The organism is Kitasatospora sp. NPDC091276 (genome assembly GCF_040684355.1).
In the GTDB taxonomy this organism is placed as follows: Bacteria; Actinomycetota; Actinomycetes; order Streptomycetales; family Streptomycetaceae; genus Kitasatospora.
On sequence record NZ_JBFBFU010000053.1, the window covers coordinates 17176 to 37589 of the forward strand.

A 20414-nucleotide genomic window follows, 5' to 3' on the forward strand; every position below is an offset into this window, starting at 1 on the left:
ATCAATCACCCGAACGGCGCAGCGGCCCGCCGTCGCGGCCGCCGCGCCGCCCGGGGCGGCCCGCCGTCAGATGTCCAGCGTCACCTGGTAGTCCGTCAGCCAGGTGTGCAGTTCGAGCGCGAAGTCGACGGCCAGCCGGACGGACTGCGGGTCGGTGCCCGGATCGAGCGCGTCGGCGAGGCGCCGCCGGTCGAGCAGGGCGAGCGCCGGGGACTTCTGCTCGGCGGCGAGCCGGGCGAGCTCGGCCCGCAGCAGCGCCGGGTAGTGCGGGTCCTCGGTGACCGGGTACGGGCTCTTCACCCGGTCGGCGACGGCGTCCGGCAGCACGTCCCGGACGGCGGCGCGCAGCAGGCTCTTCTCCCGGCCGTCGAAGTGCTTCATCGCCCACGGCGTGTTGAAGACGTACTGGACCAGCCGGTGGTCGCAGAACGGCACCCGCACCTCCAGACCGTTGGCCATGCTCATCCGGTCCTTGCGGTCGAGCAGGATGCAGACGAAGCGGGTCAGGTGGAGGTACGAGATCTCGCGCATCCGCCGTTCCAGCGGATCGGCGTCCGGCAGGTGCGGGACTTCGGCGAGTGCCTCGTGGTAGCGGGCCCGCCGGTAGCCGGGCAGGTCGAGCTCGGCGAGCAGGCCGGCGTCGAGCAGGTGTTCGCGCGGTCCTGTGCCCTGGCCGCCGAGGCCGGTCAGCGAGACCGCCCAGGGGAAGTCGTCGGCGGCGACGGCCTTCGGGTCGTGGAACCAGCGGTAGCCGCCGAACAGTTCGTCCGCGGACTCGCCCGACAGGGCGACGGTGGACTGGCGGCGCACGCCCTGGAAGAGCAGCAGCAGCGAGATGTCCATGTCGCCGAAGCCGCCGGGCAGGTCGCGGGCGCGCAGGACGGCGTCCCGCTGGGCGAGGTCGGTGAGCGCGGCGGCGTCCAGCTCGATCACGTTGTGGTCGGCCCCGACGTGCTCGGCCAGCAGCCGGGCGTACGGGCCGTCCAGGGTCGGCCGGACCTCGCTGGCGTGGAAGTTCTCGCTCTGGCCGGCGAAGTCGACGGCGAAGGAGCGCACCGGGCCGGCGCCCTCGGCCCGCAGGACCCGGGCGGCGAGGGCGGTGACGGCGCTGGAGTCCAGGCCGCCGGAGAGCAGCGAGCAGAGCGGGACGTCCGAATCGAGCTGGCGGTGGACGATGTCGTCCAGCAGGGCCCGGACGGTGGCGACGGTGGCCTCCAGGGTGTCGGTGTGCTCGCGCGCCTCCAGCGCCCAGTAGCGGCGCACCGACACGCCCTCGCGGCGGACCCGGACGACGTGCCCGGGCCGGACCTCGACGATGCCCCGGTAGGGGGTGATGCCCGGGGTGCGGGTGAAGGCGAGCAGTTCGCGCAGCCCGTCCAGGTCGACCACCGGGCGGACGGCGGGGTGGGCCAGGATGGCCTTCACCTCGGAGCCGAAGATCACGCCGTCGGGGGTGAGGTGGTAGTGCAGCGGCTTGACGCCCATCCGGTCGCGGACCAGCAGCAGTTCCTCGCTGCGGGCGTCCCAGATCGCGAAGGCGAACATCCCGTTGAGGCGTTCGGCCAGGCCCTCGCCCCACTCCAGGTAGGCGTGCAGCACGACCTCGGTGTCGCTGCGGGTGCGGAAGCGGTGTCCGGCCGCCTTCAGTTCCGCGCGCAGCTCGCGGTGGTTGTAGACCTCGCCGCTGTAGGTGAGCGCCGCCAGCAGCCGGCCGTCGTGCTCGACGGTCATGGGCTGGACGCCGCCCTCCAGGTCGATCACCGCGAGGCGGCGGTGGCCGAGGGCGGCGTGTCGCTCCAGGTGGACGCCGCCGGCGTCCGGGCCGCGGCAGATCTGGGTGGCCGTCATGGCGTCGACGACGGCCCGTTCGGCGGTGAGGTCACGGTTGAAGGCGACCCATCCGGTGATCCCGCACATCAGCAAGCCTCCGGTCTTCCGCTACGTATGCGGAAAATGACGCTACGTGTCGGAGGGTGCGGCTACAAGGGTGCGTCGGGAAGGGGTCGGAAGGGGCTCGGGAGGACGATGTGACTGGTTGTTTGAGCTGAAAGTCGTAAAGTCTGCCCGATTTCGGGCAGGATTCTTGGCCCCGGAGGCGGCGCGGCCTAGGCTCCTCACTCGTGCCGAGCTCACCCCACCCTCACGACGACCTCCTCGCCCACCTCACCCGGACCAGCCCGCTCGGGCCCCGGGAGGCGGCGCGGGTCGTGGCGGAGGTGCTGGCGTACTTCTCCGAGAGCACCGAGGAGTACGTCCGCCGCCGCCACGGCGAGCTCCAGGCACGCGGACTGACCAACGAACGGATCTTCACCCGGCTCGCCGAGGAACTCCCCGCCCGCCGGGTCGCGGCACCCGAGCTCTCGGCCCGCCAGCTGCGCCGGATCGTCTACGGCTGAGCGCTGCCGGGGCGGGGGCGCGGCACTGGCGCATTCGCAGCACTCGCGGCATTCACGGCACTTACGGCACTTACGGCATTCATGAAGAGGAGACCACGCATGTGCGGAATCGTGGCCTACATCGGCCCCAAGGACGCGACCCCCTTCCTGCTGGAGGGCCTGGCCCGGCTGGAGTACCGCGGCTACGACTCGGCCGGCGTGGCCGTCACCGGGCGCACCGGCGGGCTCAAGGTCCGCAAGGTCAAGGGCCGGGTCGCCGACCTGGCCGCCGCCGTCCCGGCCCGGTTCAAGGGCGGCACCGGCATCGGCCACACCCGCTGGGCGACTCACGGCGTGCCCAGTGACGCCAACGCCCACCCGCACCTGGACGGCGCCGAGCGGATCGCCGTCGTCCACAACGGCATCATCGAGAACGCCGACGAACTGCGCGCCAAGCTCACCGCCGACGGCGTCGTGTTCCGCTCCGAGACCGACACCGAGGTGCTCTCCCACCTGATCGCCGCGCACGTCGGCGAGGGAGTCGAGCTGGAGGACGCGGTGCGCGCCGCGCTCGGCCGGGTGGTCGGCACCTACGGCATCGCGGTGCTCGACGCCGAGCAGCCGGACCGGATCGTGGCCGCCCGCAACGGCAGCCCGATAGTGCTCGGCCTCGGTGAGAAGGAGATGTTCGTCGCCTCCGACGTCTCCGCCCTCGTCCGCTACACCCGCCAGGTCGTCCACCTGGAGGACGGCGAGCTGGCCACCGTCCGCGCCGACGGCTTCCGCACCTTCACCACCGACGCCCGCACCACCCACCACCAGCCGTCCACCGTGGACTGGGAGATCGACTCCTACGACACCGGCGGCTACGAGCACTTCCTGCTCAAGGAGATCCACGAGCAGCCCGGCTCGGTCGAGCGCACGCTCAGCGGCCGGCTCGACGAGCGCTTCTCCACCGCGCACCTCGGCGGCCTCAACCTGGACGCCCGGGAGCTGCGCGAGATCCGCCGGGTGAAGATCCTCGGCTGCGGATCCGCCTACTACGCCGGCGAGATGGGCGCCCAGCTGATCGAGGAACTCTCCCGCATCCCCGCGCACAGCGAGCCCGCCTCCGAGTTCCGCTACCGCAACCCGGTGATCGAGGCGGACACGCTCTACATCGCGGTCAGCCAGTCCGGCGAGACCTACGACACGCTGGCCGCCGTCCAGGAGATCAAGCGCAAGGGCGGCCGGGTGCTCGGCGTCGTCAACACCGTGGGCAGCGCCATCGCCCGCGAGTGCGACGGCGGCATGTACCTGCACGCCGGGCCGGAGATCTCGGTCGCCTCCACCAAGGCCTTCACCTCCACCGTGGTCGCCTTCGCGCTGCTCGCCCTGCACTTCGGCCGCATCCACGACCTGTCGCCCGCAGACGGCCGCCGGATCGTCGCGGCCCTGAAGGCGCTGCCGGACCAGATCCGCGAGGTGCTCGCGCAGACCGAGGCCATCGCCGAACTCGCCGCCGAGTACGCCGGATCGGCGGGCATGATGTTCATCGGCCGGGTCCGCGGCTACCCGGTCGCCCGGGAGGGCGCGCAGAAGCTCAAGGAGATCTCCTACGTGCACGCCGAGGCCTACCCGGCGAGCGAGCTGAAGCACGGTCCGCTGGCGCTGATCAGCCCCGAACTGCCCACCGTCGCACTCGTCCCGGACGACGAACTGCTCGACAAGAACCTCACCACCCTCGGTGAGATCAAGGCCCGCTCCGGCCGCGTGATCGCCATCGCGCACCGCCGCCCCGAGGACAAGCTCGCCGACCACTGCGTCCTCGTCCCCAAGAGCGAGCCCGAGCTCGACCCGCTGCTGCTCAACATCCCGCTCCAACTCCTCGCCTACCACGCCGCCGTGGCCCTCGATCGCGATGTCGACAAGCCGCGCAACCTGGCGAAGAGCGTGACGGTGGAGTAGGGCGCCTCCGAGAAGTGACGGCCCGGCGGGTGGGACGGCTTTCCTGATGTTCGGCAGCTCAGCAGCTCAGCGGCTCAACGGGTCAGCAGATCAGGAGGAAGGCGTCCCACTCCTCGGCGGCGTCGCCGGTGCCCGCCGAGGACGCCCGCGCAGCGGTACGGACACGGGCACGGGCGTGGGCGTGCAGGGCGAGGGCCGCGCCTGCCGTCCCCTCCAGGAGGCCGGGCGGGTCTCCGGTGCCGAGTGCCGTGTCGAGCCGGCTCGCGACGGTGGCGGCGAGCGCGGGCAGGCGGGCGGTCAGTTCGGCGGAGCCGGAGTCCTCGGCCATCCGCTGGGCGATCCGCAGCAGGCCGCCGGTGCCGTGGCAGAGTCCGGGGCCCTGGAGGTTCCAGCCGGCGGGGTCGCGCAGCGTGTCGGTCAGCGCCGCGACGGCGGTGGTCCGCCAGTCGGAGCGGCCGCGGGCCGCGCCCGCCAGGAAGAGCGCGCGGGCCGCACCGGGGGTTCCGTAGCACCAGGCCGCCCGCGTCGGCTGGTCGGCCGGCAGCCGGCCGGCCTCCTCGTCCTCGACGCGTACGGTCATCGGCCAGGAGCCGCCCACGCCGGGCCGACCCATGGGCCCCGACGCGGCCGGCGGGACGGGCCTGACCGGATCGACCGGGGCGCCCTGATCGACCGGGTCGACCGGGCCGGGGATCCGCCGGGCGGCGAGCCAACTCGCCAGCGCCTCGATCGCCTCGTCCTGCCCGGGCACCTCCACACCGCGCAGCCCGGCCAGCGCCAGGAGGGCGAGTGGGCCCGGGACCCCGTGGGCCAGGCCCAGGTTGAGGTGCCCCCGGGGGAACCCGGGATCCGCGCCGGGCAGCCCCGGTCCACCGGCGGTCCACCAGCGCGGCAGCACACCGCCGGTCGGCTCGGCCAGCGCGACCAGCGCGGTGAGCAGGTCGGCCAGTGCCGGTCCGGCCGGCTCCAGCGCGAGCAGCAGCCGGCCCAGGCCCGCCGCGCCCGAGACGGCGTCGAAGGTGTGTGCGCGCAGGCCCGTGCCGGCGGCCAGATCGGCGCGCAGGTCGGCGACGCGCCCGGCCGCGGCCTGCCGGACCCGGGGCGTCAGCCCGTCGAGCAGCGTGCGGTACTCGCCGGGGCGCCGCGCCATGGTGCGGGCGGCGAAGGCGATCGCGGCGGCGCCGGAGAAGAGCCCGCCGCCCCGCATCGCCCCGGGGGCTTTCACGGCGGCCGCGAGGTGCCCGTGCGCGGCGCGGCGCAGCGCGGCGTCGTCCTCGCGGTCGGCCAGTACGGCGAGCGCGAGCGCGGCGCCGCTGCGGCCGGCCCCGAGCGCGTGCGCCGCTGGGGGCGGCGCGGACGCCGAGGGCGTCGTGGTGTCGGTGGCCGGTTCTTCGAGCGCACCGGGCCTGCTGAGCGACTCGGCCACGGCGCGGATCGGATCCGTCGTGTTCATCGCCCCTCCCGCGGGCTGGAGCGGCGGGCCCGGTGGGCCTCGACGGCGCCTCGGGCCAGTGCGTAGGCCCGGCGTTCGGCCTCGCGGTCGATCCCGATCAGCCGGTTGTGGCCCATGTGCAGCAGCGAGGCCAGCACCGGGTCGGCCGACGACGGCTCCACCCGGGACGCGTACCGCGCGAGTGCGACGGCCCGCTGCCGCCAGGCGTCGGCCAGCGCGGGGTCGGCGGGCAGCAGGCCGCCCGCCGGGACGGTCGGCCCGTCGGGGCCGATCGCCCGCAACGCGGCCGCGCGCTGGGCCCGGAACGCCTGGTGGTGGCGCTCCGACTTCGGATACACCCCCGCCAGCCAGGTCCCGACCGAGGGCACGCCGGGGACGGCCGGCGCGACGGCCTGCCGGTCGGCGGGGAGGTCGGCGGGGAGGTCGGCGGGGAGGTCGGCGGGGAGGTCGGTGCGGCCCTCGGACCCGTCCTCAGGAACGCGGTCTCCCGCCCGCTGCCCCGCCGACTGCCCCGCGCGGCCGGCCAGGAAGGCCTGCGCGGTGCCGGCGAGGTTCACGGCGGCGAGCAGGTCCCGGGAGAGCGAGCGCTCCGCCCGGGCCAGTCGCAGCGCCGCCAGCGCGACCAGGCTGTCGGCCTGGAAGACCCGCTCGGCGTCGGCGAGCACCTCGGCGCCGCCGTAGCGGTCGGTCTCCGGCGCGTACCCCTCCAGGCGCAGGTCGGCGGCGAGCCCGGCCCGGTGCAACTCCCGCACCCAGTCGTGCACGGTGGGCAGCAGTCGGGCGGCGAGGACCGGCGGCGCACCGTGGAAACGCAGCCGCAGATGCGGCGCGGAGTCCTGATAGCGGATGAAGAACCAGCGGTCCACGTCGGCGGGCAGGGCGTCGAGCAGCCGGGGCAGGTGTTCGACCAGGATCTCCTCCTGGCGCGCCTCGGTGGCCGCCAGCCGGGCGAACAGCCAGGATCCGCCGGGGAGTTCGACGGTCCGGTCGCGCCGGGCGGGCAGCGGGCGGCGAGGTCCGGACGCGGTCGGCCCGGTCGTGCTGCGGCGCAGCGGGACCACCAGTTCGGCGGTCCGCGCACCATCCGGTCCGCACAGCCAGCCGCCGTCGCCGGCCGGGTTGGGGTCCTCCTGGAGCACGGTGGGCTCGGCGGACCGCGCCTGGCTGTGCAACAGCCGCCGGTGCCACGGGAGGTCGAGGTCCAGGCTGATCCGCTGGTCGCCGCTGATCAGGCGGACGGCGGCCGGCACTCCCCAGCGTCGGCGCCAGCGGGCCAGGCCCTCGTCCCACTGCTCGAACGGGGCGGAGGCCGCCGGGACGGGCGCGGTCAGCCGCCAGGTGGCCGGGGCCAGCACCACCCGGCCCCGGCGGACGCGCGGCAGCACGGGCGCGCTGCTCGCCGCCCCCCAGTCCCAGGGCTGCCAGGGCCGTTGCCCGGTCAGCGTCACCTCCTGGAGGAAACGGGCCGCGTTGGGCGCACCGCTGCGCAGGTTGAGCACGTGATGGGTGGCGACGCGGACCTCGCGGCCGAGGTGGCGGGAGTACACCGCGAGCCGGTCGGGGTCGGCCAGCACGACCAGGTCGTCCAACGGCAGTACGGAGGGGCCGCCCGGGTCGGCGAAGGCGCTGACCACCACCCGGTGGTCGAGCCAGCGCGGGGTCAGGGCGATGTTGGCATGGCGCGCGCGGTACGGGGTGAACTCCAGGTGCGCTTCGAGTGCGCCGTCGGCGCCGGATCCGGTGGGCCCGGTGGACCGCACGGACCCGGCGGCCTCGGCCAGCAGTGCCCCGCCGGCCACCGCGGGGTCGCCCGCCGACCGGCCCGGGTCTGCGCCCGGTTCGGCACCCGGGCCGCGGTCGCCCCCCGCGCCCGCGAGCAGGGTGGCGAAGCGGCCGAAGGTGGCTCCGGCGCGGTCACTGCCGGCGACGGGGGAGAGCACGAGCCGGAAGTCCCCGGCGTCCAGCGCCTCCAGGGAGTCCGCCGCCAGTTCGGCGTACAGCTCCAGGGAGGCGGGCGGGGTGTCGACGGCGCCGCCCGCCTCGTCGCGCGGCGGGGCCAGCCGGGCCAGCAGGTCGTCGTCCAGGAGCACTTCGGGCAGCGCGCCGTCCGGCTCCCGGTCGGCGAGGGCGCCCGCCGCCAGTTCGGCCAGCAACCGGTCGCGGGCCGCGTCGGCGTCGGTGCGGGCCCGGGCGGGCTGGGGGTTGGCCGTGCCGCGGGGGCCGGCCGGGCGCCGGTAGCCGGCCGGCGGGCCCAGGCCGGTGTCGGGGTCGAGCAGTTCGGCCAGCGGGACGGGGCTGTCCGTGCCGTACCGCTCGACGAACTCCGCGTGGTACGCGCGCAGGTGCTCGGGCCCGGGGGCCGGCGGCGACAGGCGCCAGAGGAGCGCGGCGGTCCGCTCCAGCTCGGTGCGGACCTGGTCCGGCAGGACCACCTCGGCGTCCAGGGCGAGATCCGCGTGGAGCGGGCGGTCGGCCGGGGCGAGCCGGGTCATCCGGGTCCGGAGCTCGCGCAGCAGGTCGGTGGCCTGCCCGCCGGGCAGGGCGGCGGCCTGCGCCAACGCGCTCCGGACGGCCGCCAGTTCGGGGTGCACCGGGTGGTCGTCGGGTATCCGGTCGAGCACATGGCCGAGCAGGTCGGTGCTGTCCGCCGGAGGCGTCAGGTCGGTGAGCAGGAAGCCCTGGCCGACCAGCGAGCGGACCAGGGCCGCGACGGCCTCGGCCGGGGCCGTGGGGAAGTCGGCGGTCAGCGCGGCCAGCAGGTCGCAGTGCCGGACCGGCTCGGCGGCGGCCCGGATCGCGGCCCGGACGACGGCGGTGGCCCGTACGGTCCGTTCGGCTACCGGCTCCGCCTCGGCACCGGTACCGGCGGCGGGCCGACGCTCGGGCAGGTACGGCAGCACCAGGCGACCGCCGCGCAGCCGGGCCTGCTGGTCCACGGCCAGCCGCAGGCCGGGCAGCACCGCAGGGTCGGTCCGCAGCCGGTCGAGCAGCGGGAGCAGCCAGCCGAGGTCGGGCCGCAGGGCGCGGCGGTCGGCCCCGCCCCAGCGGACCTTGGCCGCCGCGCCGAAGCGCGCCGGCACCACCGCGGCCATCAGCCCGAACGGCGTCGGCCGGGTGGCCATCCGCAGCCGGTAGCGGCTGACCGCCTCGGCCGCCCGGCGCAGCGCGGCCGGGCGGGGCACGGTGCCTGCGGCGACCTGGTCGAGCAGGTCGGCCAGGGAGGGGCTGGAGAGCTCGATCGCCTCGCGCAGGGCCGGGTCGGCGGCGGCCTCGGCGAGGTGCGCCAGGAGCGCGGTGCCGGCGGACCCCGGCGCGGGGTGCGCGGGGTCGGCCGGGACGGTGTGACGGTGCGAGCGCGGCAGCGCGGGTGTCCGCAGCAGGACCGGGCCGGTCGCGGTGAAGAGTCCGTCCTGGGGCGCTCCGTGCGTCTCGACCACTGTGCTCCTCGTGCCTCGGTGCCTGATGCCACACGCCCCGTACCGATGCCGCCACGCGGCTCGCACTCCTGACGGCGGGTCGGGTCGTGTCTACCCCGGCGATCGAAAACTGTCCACCATCGATCGAACTGTTTCGATTTTTGGCTGAGTTAATCCATTCATCCGTGCAGAACCATTGCTGGGCCCATGCAGGAGTGCCTAACGTCCGCTGCAGTCCGCCGCGGTCAACCGTGGCACTGACGAAGGGAGGCCCTCATGGCCGACGACATGCTGGAGCTGTTCGACCTTGACGTGCAGGACCTGGTCTCGACCGAGCTCGGCGAGCAGGAGGAGTCCGCGTTCAGCATCTCCTGTGAGGGGTCCTGCACCCGTCCGTGGTGCATCTAGTCCGGTAGCAGTACCGGCACTACGGGGCGCGGTTGCCCGGACCGTCTGGTCCGGGCAACCGCGCCCTCGTGCGTTCAGGCCCCGCCCGGTCTCGGCCCGGCTCAGCCGTCGGCGGCCAGCGGTCCGTGACCCGGCACCGCCTGACCGTCGTCCGTCACCGGCGCGGGCAGCGGCCCCCGGGCCAGCCGCAGCAGCTCCTGCGGGGTCAGTTCGGCCAGCCGGGCGCGGCCCAGTCGCAGCACCTCCGCGGCCGTGTCCAGCAGTTCCGCCGGTGTCGCCGGGCGCTCCGGCAGCCCGGCCGCCCAGTCGCCGCCGGCCAGCCACTCGCCGATGGCGCCGCGCAGCTGCCCCGTGCCCGCCTCCCGGATCGTGAACGAGAGGTGCACCGACAGGCCCTGGTGGCCCGTCGCGGTGTGTGGTGCCCCGCGCGGCACGTACAGCACCTCGCCCGGCCCGAGCACCGAGTTGAGCGCCACCGCGCCGGGTTCGGGGGCCAGCCCCGGGCGCCAGCGCCCGTCGGCGGGGGCCTCGTGGACCGTCCACTCCTTCTTTCCCGCGAGCTGGACGACCAGCACGTCCGCGTCGTCCCGGTGCACGTCCAGTCCGCGCCGGCCGGCACCCGTCGCGAAGCAGAACGCCTCGGTCCGACGGCCCAGTTCGACCGCGATGTCGGTGGCCAGCGCGCGCACCGGCGCGTGCCACTGGTCCAGCTGCGGCAGCAGCAGCGTGGCGCCGTCGGCCAGCAGGGCGGCGATCCGGTCAGGGTCGGCGAAGCCCTCCTCCCGGCGCCCGGCGACCACCCGGGTCGTGCAGAACTCCGCGGGCGGTACGACCGCACCCGCCCGGACCATCTCGACGTAGGGCACCCGCAGCAGTCCGCCGCGCAGCGCCTCGTCCAACTCGCCCGGCCGGGGCAGCCCCGCCGGCCAGCCCGCGGTGCGGAACACCTGCGGCCGGCGTTCTTCCAGCGCCTCGGCGAACGTCGCCGCGTCGCCCACCAATTCGGTCAGAACTCGTCCCATCGTCCATCCCTCCGTCCAGCGGCCCACCACCGGTCGACCGTCGCATAACCTACGGATGAACATCTGAGTCGGGTTCAGCGAGAATCCGCCGACCAGCCCGGGATCGGCCAGCTTCGCGCCACGGGGCGACCACCGCGATGCGCTGCGGCGGCCCGTCGCGGGCGGACGGGCCGAGGGGTGAAGCGGGCGGGCGGCGCCGGCGCCGGCTCCTGACCTGCGAGTCCCGCCGCCCCAGGTCGGGAGGCCGGCGGCGGCGGGCGCGGCCCGTTCTTGCGACAGCCCGTCCGCCCTCCGGCGCGACAGGCGGCGACGCCGGGGCGCCGGCCGTCCCGCACCCCCCTGAGGGCGTCGGCGAGCCGTTCCGATCGCCTGTGACGAGCGTCACACTTCAGCCCCGGTCGGCCGGGCGGCGCCGCCCGGAAGGTCCCGGACAGCGCCGCCGGTGCGTCACACGGTGGCCGTCAGTGCACCTCGGCGCACCCTCAGCGCGCCGTCTGCGGGACGCGCTGGCCCGGGACGGCCGGCCTGGCGGCCGTGCGGCCGACGGCCGGGGCGGCGCCCAGGGCGGTGCCCCGGGTCTCCTCGGCCCACAGCACGCACACCAGCAGGCCGACCACGGTGGTGCCGGCCGCGATGAGCATGGTCGGACCGGTGCCCAGTCCGGACAGCGACAGCGGCAGCAGGTAGGTGCCGACGGCCGCGCCGATCCGGCTCACCGAGGTCGCCACACCCACCGCCGTCGCCCGGATCTCGGTGGGGAACAGCTCGTTGGGGTAGGTCCAGTCGAGGACGTTGGGCCCGCCGCACAGGAAGGCGTACGCGCACAGCGCCGTCAGGGCGACGGCCGCCGGGGCGGTGGGCCACACGCCCAGCAGGGCCAGCGGGACGGCCATCAGGGCGAACGACCAGATGATGACGGGGCGCCGGCCGCGGGTGTCGATCAGGCGCAGGGCCGGGTAGCAGCCGAGCAGGAAGACGAGGCTGATCAGCCCGGTGCCCAGGGTCTCCATCACGGTGCCGCCGGGCATGCCGAAGGAGGAGAGGATCTGCGGGCCGAAGGTGAGCATCGCGAACAGCGGGCCGACCTGGCAGAGGAAGAACAGGCCGCAGAACAGGGTGCGGCGCCGGTAGGGCGGGGTCATCAGCAGGCGCAGCCCGCCGGGGCGGCCGCGCTCGGCCGGGTCGGGCATCAGCTCGCGGCCGTCCACCCGTACGCCGAGGTGCTTCTCGACCACGCGCACCGCGTCGCCGACCCGCCCGTGCGCGGCCAGCCAGCGCGGGGACTCCGGCGTGCCGCGGCGGATCACCAGGAACACCACGCACAGCACCGTGGAACTCGCGAGCATCCACCGCCAACTGCCGGGCCCGGCCAGCTCCAGGAACGCGTAGCCCACCACGTAGGCGAGCACGGAGCCGGCGTACCAGGCGATGATCTGCTGACCGAGCAGCCGCCCGCGCTGTTTGGCGGGCAGCCACTCGGCGAGCAGGGAGGTGGCGATGGGGTAGTCGGCGGCCACGGCCATGCCGAGCACGAAGCGCAGCACGGCGATCGCCCACACCGTGTCGACCCAGAAGGAGAGCACCGAGCAGGCGACCATCACGAGCAGGTCGGCGGTGTACATCACCTCCCGGCCGATCCGGTCGGTCAGCACGCCGAAGAGCGCGCCGCCGACGAACATGCCCACCAGCGCGGCGGCGCCGATCAGGCTGACCTCCGCGGTGGACAGGCCGAGCTCGGGTCGCATCCCGATCAGGGCGACGCCGACGATGCTCAGGATGTAGCCGTCGAGCAGCGGTCCACCGGAGCAGGCGAGGGCCAGTCTCCGGTGGAAGGCGGTATACGGGGCGTTGTCGATGGTCTGGGACATGTGCTGGGGGTCCTCCGGAGCGTACGGCGGCGGATGGCCCGCTCACCGTGCGCCGGGTAGACGGCAGGGAAAGACGCCGTCCGGCGGACGGCGCCATCACCCGCTCACACCGGGCGACCGTCCACGGTTGCCCGGGTGCGAGGGGGCCGCCACCGGGCCGAAGGTCGGCCGGATTCGCGACCAAGGTCCCGAAGCGGACAGGACCTCGGACCGTGTCGCGACCCCGCCCGCCCAGTCCTGCCGGGCCCTGTCGCCGTCCGGGCGCCCGCCGGCCCGCCGGGCGTGACCCTTCTCACCCGGAGGCCCCCGAGGGCCCCGATCGTGTGACCGGCGCCACATCGCACCGGTCGATGTCCGGGGGGATTCACCGATCGGGCCGCTCGGGCGCTGCGAATTGATCGGCCGGCGGGGGAGGGCGGGTCGGCCCGGCGGCGGGCCGGCCGTGACGAGCTCCGGCGCCGCGCCGGGAAAGGCCGGAGGCCCGGACCGCGAGCTGCGGTCCGGGCCTCCGGACAGGATCTGGGCCGGGCGTCGTTACGAGCCGGCCGTGGCCGCTTCCAGGGTGGTCGCCATGATCGGGCTGGTGAACGTGTTCGTCGCGTCGCCCGAGGAGGGGTGGTAGGAGCCCCACTTGAGGTAGTTGCGGTCGCCGTCCCAGGTGGTGCCCGTGAAGGTGTCCGAGCCGGTGGTGAAGGTCTGCTTCACGCCGTCGAACCAGAAGTCGATGGTGCCGTCGGTGCGGCCCAGGCGGATCTTCAGCGCGTACGAGTGCCACTGGCCGTTGGTGGTCGGCGCCGTCCACAGCGAGTGCGCGACGTGGTCGGTGTCCCACTCCTGGAGGCGGATGCGTCCGGTCGTCGCGTCGATCTCGATCGGGTGGTTCGCCGTGTCGGTGCTCGGCGAGCACTTGAGCTGGAAGACGTAGCGGCTGTTGGAGTCCTGGATGTCGACCTTGGACGACCAGCCGAGGTAGAAGGTGTCGCCCTCCTTCAGGTTGGGGCTGAGCGTCTCGCAGCGCTCCTCGCCCGCGGCCTGGAACGCCCGCCACACACTGCCCTTGGCGGGGTCCTTGACGACGCCGAAGTTCCCCGACGCGCACTGGACGGAGGCGAAGGAGGACGGGCCCTTGCTGGTGCTCGGGGTCCAGAGGACCTTGCCCGCCGCGGCGGCCCCGGTCGGGCCGGCGACGACGGCGGAACTGCTCGCGGTGGCCGAGCCGCAGGAGATCGCGAGCGTGGCGAGGGCCACGGCGCCGACGGCGACCTTGCGGTGGTGCGACAGAAGGGACATGCCTCTCCCGGGGGGATGAGTGGCCGGAACGGACGCGCCCGGGCCGGCCGGCCCGGGTGCACGGAGCGATTCGACCACCTGACGGCCCGTCGGGCCAGGCGGAAGCACGGGCGGAAGTACCTTTCGGTCACTTCCGCCGGTCGGCTCCAGCCGTAGCCGTAGCCGTAGCCGTAGCCGTAGCCGTAGCCGTAGCCGAGGGCGCCGCCACGGCCACGGCCACCGCCCCGCTTACGGGGTGCGCCGCTGCGCCCCGCCCGACTCGCCGTCCTCGCCGGACCCCTCGTCGTAGGAGGAGGTGCCCTCGTCCAGCAGCGGCTCCTGCGTCTTGAGGTGTGCGGGGGCCAGCGCCCGCAGCGTGTGGTAGCCGGTGATGACGACCAGGGTGCCCAGCGCGATGCCGCTGAGGCTGAAGGTGTCGGTGAACTTCAGGGTGACGTTGCCGATGCCGATGATGATGCCCGCGGCGGCCGGCACCAGGTTCAGCGGGTTGCGCAGGTCCACCTTGGACTTGATCCAGATCTGCGCGCCGAGCAGGCCGATCATGCCGTACAGGATGACGGTGATGCCGCCGAGCACCCCGCCGGGGATCGCGGCGACGACGGCGCCGAACTTCGGGCAGACGCCGAACAGCAGCGCGAAGCCGGCCGCGGCCCAGTAGGCGGCGGTGGAGTAGACCCGGGTGGCGGCCATGACGCCGATGTTCTCGGAGTAGGTGGTGTTCGGCGGGCCGCCGAGCGCGGTGGAGAGCATGGAGCCGACGCCGTCGGCGGAGATCGCGACGCCGAGCTTGTCGTCCAGGGTCTGGCCGGTCATCTCGCCCACGGCCTTGACGTGCCCGGCGTTCTCCGCGACGAGCGCGATCACCACGGGCAGGGCGACCAGGATCGCGGACCACTGGAAGGAGGGGCCGTGGAAGGCGGGCAGGCCGATCCAGTCCGCCTTGCCGACGTCCGACAGGTCCAGGCGCCAGTGGTCGGTGAGGTGGCCGCCCGCGTTCACCGAGTGGATCTTGCCGAAGACCTGGTCGAACAGCCAGGAGATCCCGTACCCGAAGAGCAGTCCGAGGAAGATCGCCACGCGCGACCAGAAGCCGCGCAGGCACACCACGGCCAGACCGGTGAACAGCATCACCAGCAGCGCCGTCCACTGGTCCTGCGGCCAGTAGGTCGACGCGGTGACGGGGGCGAGGTTGAAGCCGATCAGCATGACGACCGCGCCGGTCACGATCGGCGGCATCGCCGCGTGGATGATCCGCGCCCCGAACCGCTGGACCGCGAGGCCCACCAGGAACAGCGCCGCGCCCACCACGAACACCGCACCGGTCACGGTCGCGCTGGTGCCGCCCTGCGCCCGGATCACCGCGGCCACGCCCACGAAGGACAGCGAGCAGCCGAGGTAGCTGGGCACCCGGCCGCGGGTGGCCAGCAGGAAGATGATCGTCGAGACGCCGGACATCATGATCGCCAGGTTGGGGTTGAGCCCCATCAGCACGGGCGCCACGAAGCTCGCGCCGAACATGGCCACCACGTGCTGGGCGCCGAGCCCTGCCGTGCGGGGCCAGGAGAGCCGTTCGTCGGGGCGGACGACCGCCCCCGGCGCGGGCGTACGCCCGTCACCGTGCAGCTTCCAGCGCACGCCGAGATCCATGGTGGGGGTTCGCTTTCTCTGTACTTCCGGTGAACTGTCCGCACCATTCTCCCGGTCACCCGGCCTCCGGCGCGCACCCGGCCCGGCCTTGACCTGCGCACTCGCGCGGAGCGGGGCGGGGCCCGCGTGTGCGGGAGCCGGCCCGGGCGCCGTCGGCGACGTCCTCGGCGCGGTTCTCGGTACTGCCCGCGGTACTGCCCGCGGTACCGCCCTCGGCGGTGGCCTTCAGGTCGCTCGGCCAGGCCTCCGGCCCCGGCCGGCCCGACGGTGGCGCAGCCGGCTCACAGCAGCTCGGCCCGGGCGGCCTGGATGCCCGCCTGGAACCGGGTCCGGGCCCCGAACCGGTCCATCAGCTCCCGCACCCAGCGCTGCACCGTCCGGGTGGACACCCCCAGCTGGCGGGCGATCGACTCGTCGGTGAGCCCCGCCGCGAGCAGCGGGAGCAGCCGGCGGTGCCGGTCCTCCGGGTTCTCCTCCGGCAGGGCGGGCAGCCGCATCGCCTGCGCCCAGTACAGCTCGAACAGCCCGGCCAGCGCGTCCAGCAGGGTGGAGGGCCGGATCAGCAGCACGCTCTGCAGCTCGGTGCCCGCGCTGACCGGCAGCAGCGCCCAGCGGTCGTCCAACAGCGCCAGCTTCAGCGGCAGTTCGGTGTGCACCCGGGCCTGCTCCCCGGCCGTGGTGAAGGAGTGGATCTCCGCCAGGCGCTCCGGATCGCGCAGCACCTGGCTGTGGTACACCACCCTGGTCGTCACCCCCCTTGCCAGCAGGGCCAGTTCGGTCTGCGGATCGCTGCGCCGGATGTACGGGGGCCGGTCCAGGACCCGCAACTGCCGGCGCACCCCCTGTTGCAGGGTGCGCCACAGCTCGGCGACCGACCTGCGCCCGCAGATCACCTCGGCCGGCCCGTCGGAGCCGCTGCCGTCCCGGCCCTGCCGGTAGGCGCGCATCAGCTCGCCCATCCGCCCCCGGGCGCGCCGCAGTTCGACCTCGCGCCGCAGCAGCAGCTCCTCCACCGCCACGTCCGGCGGCACCGCCGCCCAGGCCCCGGCCGCGCAGGCCTCCACGAGCCCCTGCGCGGCCAGCGAGACCAGCGCCGCGAGCACGATCGAGGTCTGGAGGTTCATCTGGGCGGCCAACCACTGCGGGTCGGCGGCCTGGACGCCGAGCAGCCGCAGGTAGAGCTGTTCCTCGACCGCGCCGAGGCCGAGTCCGGCGAGCATGCCCGTCCCCGACACTGCGCCCTCCTCGCCCTCCACCGCCAGTGGACGAGCCGACTGTGCGCCACTCGGTGCCCGAAATCAAGGGATTGATCGGTCGACATGTTCCCGCCATGTCGGGTTCCTGCCCACGCGGCTCCCTTCCCGGCCCGCCCGCGGCGCCCGCAAGCTGGGCGGCACCCCCTCAACCCCCAGTGAAGGAGCCCCCCCCATGGCCCTTTCCCGCACCGGCCGGCTCGTGCTCGCAGCCCTGCTGGCCCTCCCGGCCGCCGCGGCCGTGACCCCCGCGACCGCCGCCCCCGCCACCCACACCGCCGCGCACGGCTACGGCGCCGCGCACCGCTTCGGCCACGGCGCCCGCTACGACGGTGGAGTCTGGGGCGGCTACGTCGCCCAGGGCAGTGGCTTCCAGAGCGTCTCCGGCTCCTGGACCATGCCCGCCGTGCAGTGCAACACCGCCAACGACCTGTTCGCCCCCTGGGTCGGCATCGACGGCTACGGCTCGCAGACCGTCGAGCAGACCGGTGTCCAGGCCGACTGCTCCAGCGGCTCCCCGGTCTACTCGGCCTGGTACGAGATGTACCCGGCCCCGCCGCAGTACTTCAGCGACCCGGTGGACGCCGGTGACAGCTTCACCGCCTCGGTGGTCAACGACGGCGGCTCCGGCTACACCCTGCAGATCACCGACACCACCAAGGGCTGGAGCGAGAGCACCCGCCAGCAGCTCGACGGCCAGAACGTCAGCGCCGAGGCCGTGATCGAGTCCCCGAGCCAGAGCTACCCCTCCTTCAGCCGCCTGGACTTCTCCGGCGTCACGGTCAACGGCCAGGTCTTCGACGGCTACTCCCCGCAGGCCATCAACAGCGGCCCCTACACCGAGACCCCGCTCAGCAACGGCTCCTTCGCGATAGTCCCCGCCTGATCCGGCCGCCTGATCCGGCCGCCTGAACCGTCGGTCTGACCCGTTCCACTCGACCCGCCTCCGAGCCCGCCCCGGCCCCGCCTTCCCGCAGGGTCGGGGCGGGATCGCGTCCCGCCGGGACTCATGTCCCAATGAGACATTTCCGGGTGTACGGTGGCTCCCGTGACCACCGAGAAGGCCGAGCACAGCACCGAGGGGCGGCGTGACCGCAAGGCGCGCCGCACCCGCGAGTCACTGGCCGCCGCCGCCCTCCAGCTGGTGCTGGACCGCGGCCTGGCCGCCGTCTCCGTCGAGGACGTCACCGACCGGGCCGACGTCTCCCGCCGCACCTTCAGCCGATACTTCGCCTCCCGCGAGGACGCCGTGCTGGACTGCCTGCGCGCCGACTTCGGCCGGATCAACGCGGCGCTGGCGGCCCGCCCCGCCGCCGAGGCCCCGGTGGCCGCCTACCGCGCGGCGCTGCGGGTCTGGCTGGGTGACGAGCGGGACCCGGCCTGGCACCGGCGCCCCGGCGTGCGGGAGCTGTTCGGCCTGATCGCCGCCGAGCCCTCGCTGACCGCCGCCTACCGGCGGATCTGCGTCGACGAGGAGGAGGCCTCCATCCGGATCGCCGCCGCCCGCCTCGGCCTGGACGCGGAGTACGACCTGCGCCCGGCCGTCGCCGTCGGCCTCGGCGTGGCGGCCCTCCAGGCCGCCTCCCGCGCCTGGGTCCGCCACCCCGTCGGCGCCGACGAACCGGATCTGCCCGACCTCGTGGAACGGGCCTTCGACCTGCTCGCCGCCGAACCGCCCCCCGACGGCCCGGCGGCCTGAACCACCGCGCCCCCGGCGCACCCGCACGAAAGGACGTACGCCATGACCGGCACCGACCACCCCCAGGAGTTCACCGGCAAGGCCGCACTGGTCACCGGTGGTGCCTCCGGCATCGGCCTCGCCGTGGCCCGCCGCCTGGCGGCCGGCGGCGCGGCCGTCGCCGTCGCCGACTTCGACCTGGAGGGCGCCCGCAAGGCCGCCGCCGAACTGGAGGCCACCGGCGCCCGGGCCCTGGCGATCGGGACGGACGTCACCGACCCGGAGTCGGTGCGGGCCGCCGTCCAGGCCACCGTGGACGGCCTCGGCGCCCTGCACCTGGCCGTCAACAACGCCGGCATCAGCGGCGCGAAGGCCCCCACCGGCGCGTACGAGCCCGAGCAGTGGCGCCGGGTCCTGGCCACCAACCTCGACGGCGTCTTCTACTCGCTGCGCTACGAGATCCCCGCCATCCTGGCGGCCGGCGGCGGCGCCGTCGTCAACATGGCCTCGATCCTGGGCACCAACGGCTTCGCCGGTTCGCCCGCCTACGCCGCCGCCAAGCACGGCGTGGTGGGCCTGACCAAGACCGCCGCCCTGGAGTACGCCGCGCAGGGCGTGCGGATCAACGCCGTCGGCCCGGGCTTCATCGACACCCCGCTGCTGAGCGCGGCCGACGAGGAGGCCCGTCAGGCACTGGTCGCCCTGCACCCGGCCGGCCGGCTCGGCCGCGCCGAGGAGGTCGCCGAACTGACCGCCTTCCTGCTCTCCGACCGGGCCTCCTTCATCCACGGCAGCTACCACCTGGTCGACGGCGCCTACGCGGCCCGCTGACCGGCCCGCCACCGGCCCGTCCGGGAGCCGGGGCAGCGCGACCGGGGGGACAGGCAAGTCCGGGGGGACCGAGAGAGGGAGTCCGAAACCCATGAAGGCAGTCCAGTACCGCAGCGTCGGCGCCGCCCCCGAGGTGGTCACCGTCCCCGATCCGGAGCCCGGCCCCGGCCAGGTCCTGCTCAAGGTCACCGCGGCGGGGGTGTGCCACTCCGACATCGCCGTGATGAGCATGCCCGCCGAGCGCCTCTCCTTCCCCCTGCCGCTCACCCTCGGGCACGAGGGCGTCGGCACCGTGGCCGCGCTCGGCGCGGGCGTGACCGGCCTGGCCGAGGGCGAACCGGTCGCCGTCTACGGGCCGTGGGGCTGCGGCAACTGCGCCAAGTGCGCGGAGGGCAAGGAGAACTACTGCCTGCGCGCCGCCGAACTGGGCATCCGCCCGCCCGGCCTGGGCGCCCCCGGGGCGATGGCCGAGTACATGGTGGTGGACAGCCCCCGGCACCTGGTGCCGCTCGGCGGCCTCGACCCGGTCCGGGCCGTGCCGCTCACGGACGCCGGCCTGACCCCGTACCACGCCATCAAGCGCTCGCTCGGCAAGCTGACGCCCGGCAGCACCGCCGTGGTGATCGGCACCGGCGGCCTGGGCCACGTCGCGATCCAGCTGCTGCGCGCGATGACCGCGGCCCGGGTGATCGCCCTGGACGTGACGGAGGAGAAGCTCGCGCTGGCCCGCGGCGTCGGCGCGCACGAGACGGTCCGCTCCGACGCCTCCGCGCCCGCCCGGGTGCGCGAACTCACCGGCGGCATCGGCGCCCAGGTGGTGCTGGACTTCGTCGGCGCCCCGCCCACGGCGGCCGCGGCCGGAGCGATGGCGGCGGTGGAGGGCGACGTGACGATCGTCGGCCTCGGCGGCGGCACCCTGGCCGTCGGCTTCGGCGCCCTGCCGTACGAGGTCTCGGTGTCCTCCCCGTACTGGGGCACCCGCGGTGAGCTGATCGAGGTCCTCGACCTCGCCCGGGCCGGCGCGGTGGACGTGCACGTCGAGACCTTCGGGATCGACGAGGCGCCGCTCGCCTACGAGCGCCTGCACAGCGGCCGGATCAACGGGCGCGCCGTCATCCTCCCCAACGGCTGACGGCTGACGGCTGACGGCTGGGGCCCCGGTCCCGGCGGCCCCCCCGCGGGGGGGGGGGGCCGGGGGGGCGGGTAGGGGGGGCGGGGGACGGCCC

At 74.8% G+C, this 20414-nt stretch carries 15 protein-coding genes; 7 read left to right on the forward strand and 8 right to left on the reverse strand.

Going from position 1 to position 20414, the window contains the following annotated elements:
- Nucleotides 1-66 precede the first annotated feature (66 nt).
- Nucleotides 67-1917 (reverse strand): asparagine synthase (glutamine-hydrolyzing), encoded by a 1851-nt coding sequence (gene asnB / locus AB0O19_RS36775; protein ID WP_363585840.1) that lies wholly within the window; start codon nucleotides 1915-1917, stop codon nucleotides 67-69.
- A gap of 203 nt (nucleotides 1918-2120) precedes the next feature.
- Here asnB and AB0O19_RS36780 point away from each other — a divergent pair, with 203 nt between their 5' ends.
- Together AB0O19_RS36780 and glmS are read left to right on the forward strand one after the other, a co-directional pair.
- On the forward strand, nucleotides 2121-2396 hold the full coding sequence (locus AB0O19_RS36780; protein WP_063350341.1) for a hypothetical protein: 276 nt from the start codon (nucleotides 2121-2123) through the stop codon (nucleotides 2394-2396).
- Between the two features lie 99 nt (nucleotides 2397-2495).
- Nucleotides 2496-4322: a glutamine--fructose-6-phosphate transaminase (isomerizing) gene (glmS, locus tag AB0O19_RS36785; protein ID WP_363625947.1), complete on the forward strand. Its 1827-nt coding sequence runs from the start codon at nucleotides 2496-2498 to the stop codon at nucleotides 4320-4322.
- A gap of 82 nt (nucleotides 4323-4404) precedes the next feature.
- On the opposite strand, the gene AB0O19_RS36790 is transcribed toward glmS, so the two are convergent.
- Nucleotides 4405-5775, reverse strand: coding sequence for a lanthionine synthetase LanC family protein (locus AB0O19_RS36790; protein ID WP_363625949.1), 1371 nt, complete (start codon nucleotides 5773-5775; stop codon nucleotides 4405-4407).
- A complete protein-coding gene (locus AB0O19_RS36795) occupies nucleotides 5772-9212 on the reverse strand; it encodes a lantibiotic dehydratase (protein ID WP_363625951.1) in 3441 nt (1146 codons plus the stop codon). Before AB0O19_RS36795 ends, AB0O19_RS36790 begins: the two co-directional genes overlap by 4 nt.
- A 255-nt stretch (nucleotides 9213-9467) precedes the next feature.
- On the opposite strand from AB0O19_RS36795, the gene AB0O19_RS36800 reads away from it, so the two are divergent.
- Nucleotides 9468-9599: a hypothetical protein gene (locus AB0O19_RS36800; RefSeq protein WP_279634947.1), complete on the forward strand. Its 132-nt coding sequence runs from the start codon at nucleotides 9468-9470 to the stop codon at nucleotides 9597-9599.
- Between the two features lie 101 nt (nucleotides 9600-9700).
- Here AB0O19_RS36800 and AB0O19_RS36805 read toward each other — a convergent pair whose 3' ends face one another.
- The 5 genes from AB0O19_RS36805 to AB0O19_RS36825 form a co-directional block, all read right to left on the reverse strand.
- On the reverse strand, nucleotides 9701-10621 hold the full coding sequence (locus AB0O19_RS36805) for a cupin domain-containing protein (RefSeq protein ID WP_363625953.1): 921 nt from the start codon (nucleotides 10619-10621) through the stop codon (nucleotides 9701-9703).
- 482 nt (nucleotides 10622-11103) lie between these two features.
- Entirely contained in the window at nucleotides 11104-12489 is a 1386-nt protein-coding gene (locus AB0O19_RS36810; RefSeq protein WP_363625955.1) for an MFS transporter, read from the reverse strand.
- Nucleotides 12490-13023: 534 nt separating this feature from the next.
- Entirely contained in the window at nucleotides 13024-13779 is a 756-nt protein-coding gene (locus AB0O19_RS36815) for a heparin lyase I family protein (protein WP_363625957.1), read from the reverse strand.
- A 228-nt stretch (nucleotides 13780-14007) separates the two neighbouring features.
- On the reverse strand, nucleotides 14008-15426 hold the full coding sequence (locus tag AB0O19_RS36820) for a solute carrier family 23 protein (RefSeq protein WP_363625959.1): 1419 nt from the start codon (nucleotides 15424-15426) through the stop codon (nucleotides 14008-14010).
- Nucleotides 15427-15707: 281 nt separating this feature from the next.
- Nucleotides 15708-16661, reverse strand: coding sequence for a helix-turn-helix transcriptional regulator (locus AB0O19_RS36825; RefSeq protein ID WP_363625961.1), 954 nt, complete (start codon nucleotides 16659-16661; stop codon nucleotides 15708-15710).
- Nucleotides 16662-16854: 193 nt separating this feature from the next.
- Here AB0O19_RS36825 and AB0O19_RS36830 point away from each other — a divergent pair, with 193 nt between their 5' ends.
- The 4 genes from AB0O19_RS36830 to AB0O19_RS36845 all read left to right on the forward strand — a co-directional run bounded on the left by AB0O19_RS36830 (nucleotide 16855) and on the right by AB0O19_RS36845 (nucleotide 20320).
- Nucleotides 16855-17565 carry a G1 family glutamic endopeptidase gene (locus tag AB0O19_RS36830; RefSeq protein ID WP_363625963.1) on the forward strand — a complete coding sequence of 237 codons (711 nt, stop codon included), beginning with the start codon at nucleotides 16855-16857 and terminating at the stop codon, nucleotides 17563-17565.
- A gap of 162 nt (nucleotides 17566-17727) precedes the next feature.
- Entirely contained in the window at nucleotides 17728-18378 is a 651-nt protein-coding gene (locus AB0O19_RS36835) for a TetR family transcriptional regulator (RefSeq protein ID WP_363625965.1), read from the forward strand.
- A 42-nt stretch (nucleotides 18379-18420) separates the two neighbouring features.
- Nucleotides 18421-19188: an SDR family NAD(P)-dependent oxidoreductase gene (locus AB0O19_RS36840; RefSeq protein ID WP_363625967.1), complete on the forward strand. Its 768-nt coding sequence runs from the start codon at nucleotides 18421-18423 to the stop codon at nucleotides 19186-19188.
- A gap of 91 nt (nucleotides 19189-19279) precedes the next feature.
- A complete protein-coding gene (locus AB0O19_RS36845; protein WP_363625969.1) occupies nucleotides 19280-20320 on the forward strand; it encodes an NAD(P)-dependent alcohol dehydrogenase in 1041 nt (346 codons plus the stop codon).
- Nucleotides 20321-20414 lie beyond the last annotated feature (94 nt).

Bases quoted from the DNA above. Each gene is read 5' to 3' on its own strand.
- asnB (WP_363585840.1), bottom strand. From the start codon at position 1,917: ATGTGCGGGATCACCGGATGGGTCGCCTTCAACCGTGACCTCACCGCC.
- glmS (WP_363625947.1), top strand. From the start codon at position 2,496: ATGTGCGGAATCGTGGCCTACATCGGCCCCAAGGACGCGACCCCCTTC.
- AB0O19_RS36790 (WP_363625949.1), bottom strand. From the start codon at position 5,775: ATGAACACGACGGATCCGATCCGCGCCGTGGCCGAGTCGCTCAGCAGG.
- AB0O19_RS36800 (WP_279634947.1), top strand. From the start codon at position 9,468: ATGGCCGACGACATGCTGGAGCTGTTCGACCTTGACGTGCAGGACCTG.
- AB0O19_RS36805 (WP_363625953.1), bottom strand. From the start codon at position 10,621: ATGGGACGAGTTCTGACCGAATTGGTGGGCGACGCGGCGACGTTCGCC.
- AB0O19_RS36810 (WP_363625955.1), bottom strand. From the start codon at position 12,489: ATGTCCCAGACCATCGACAACGCCCCGTATACCGCCTTCCACCGGAGA.
- AB0O19_RS36815 (WP_363625957.1), bottom strand. From the start codon at position 13,779: ATGTCCCTTCTGTCGCACCACCGCAAGGTCGCCGTCGGCGCCGTGGCC.
- AB0O19_RS36820 (WP_363625959.1), bottom strand. From the start codon at position 15,426: ATGGATCTCGGCGTGCGCTGGAAGCTGCACGGTGACGGGCGTACGCCC.
- AB0O19_RS36830 (WP_363625963.1), top strand. From the start codon at position 16,855: ATGGCCCTTTCCCGCACCGGCCGGCTCGTGCTCGCAGCCCTGCTGGCC.
- AB0O19_RS36840 (WP_363625967.1), top strand. From the start codon at position 18,421: ATGACCGGCACCGACCACCCCCAGGAGTTCACCGGCAAGGCCGCACTG.
- AB0O19_RS36845 (WP_363625969.1), top strand. From the start codon at position 19,280: ATGAAGGCAGTCCAGTACCGCAGCGTCGGCGCCGCCCCCGAGGTGGTC.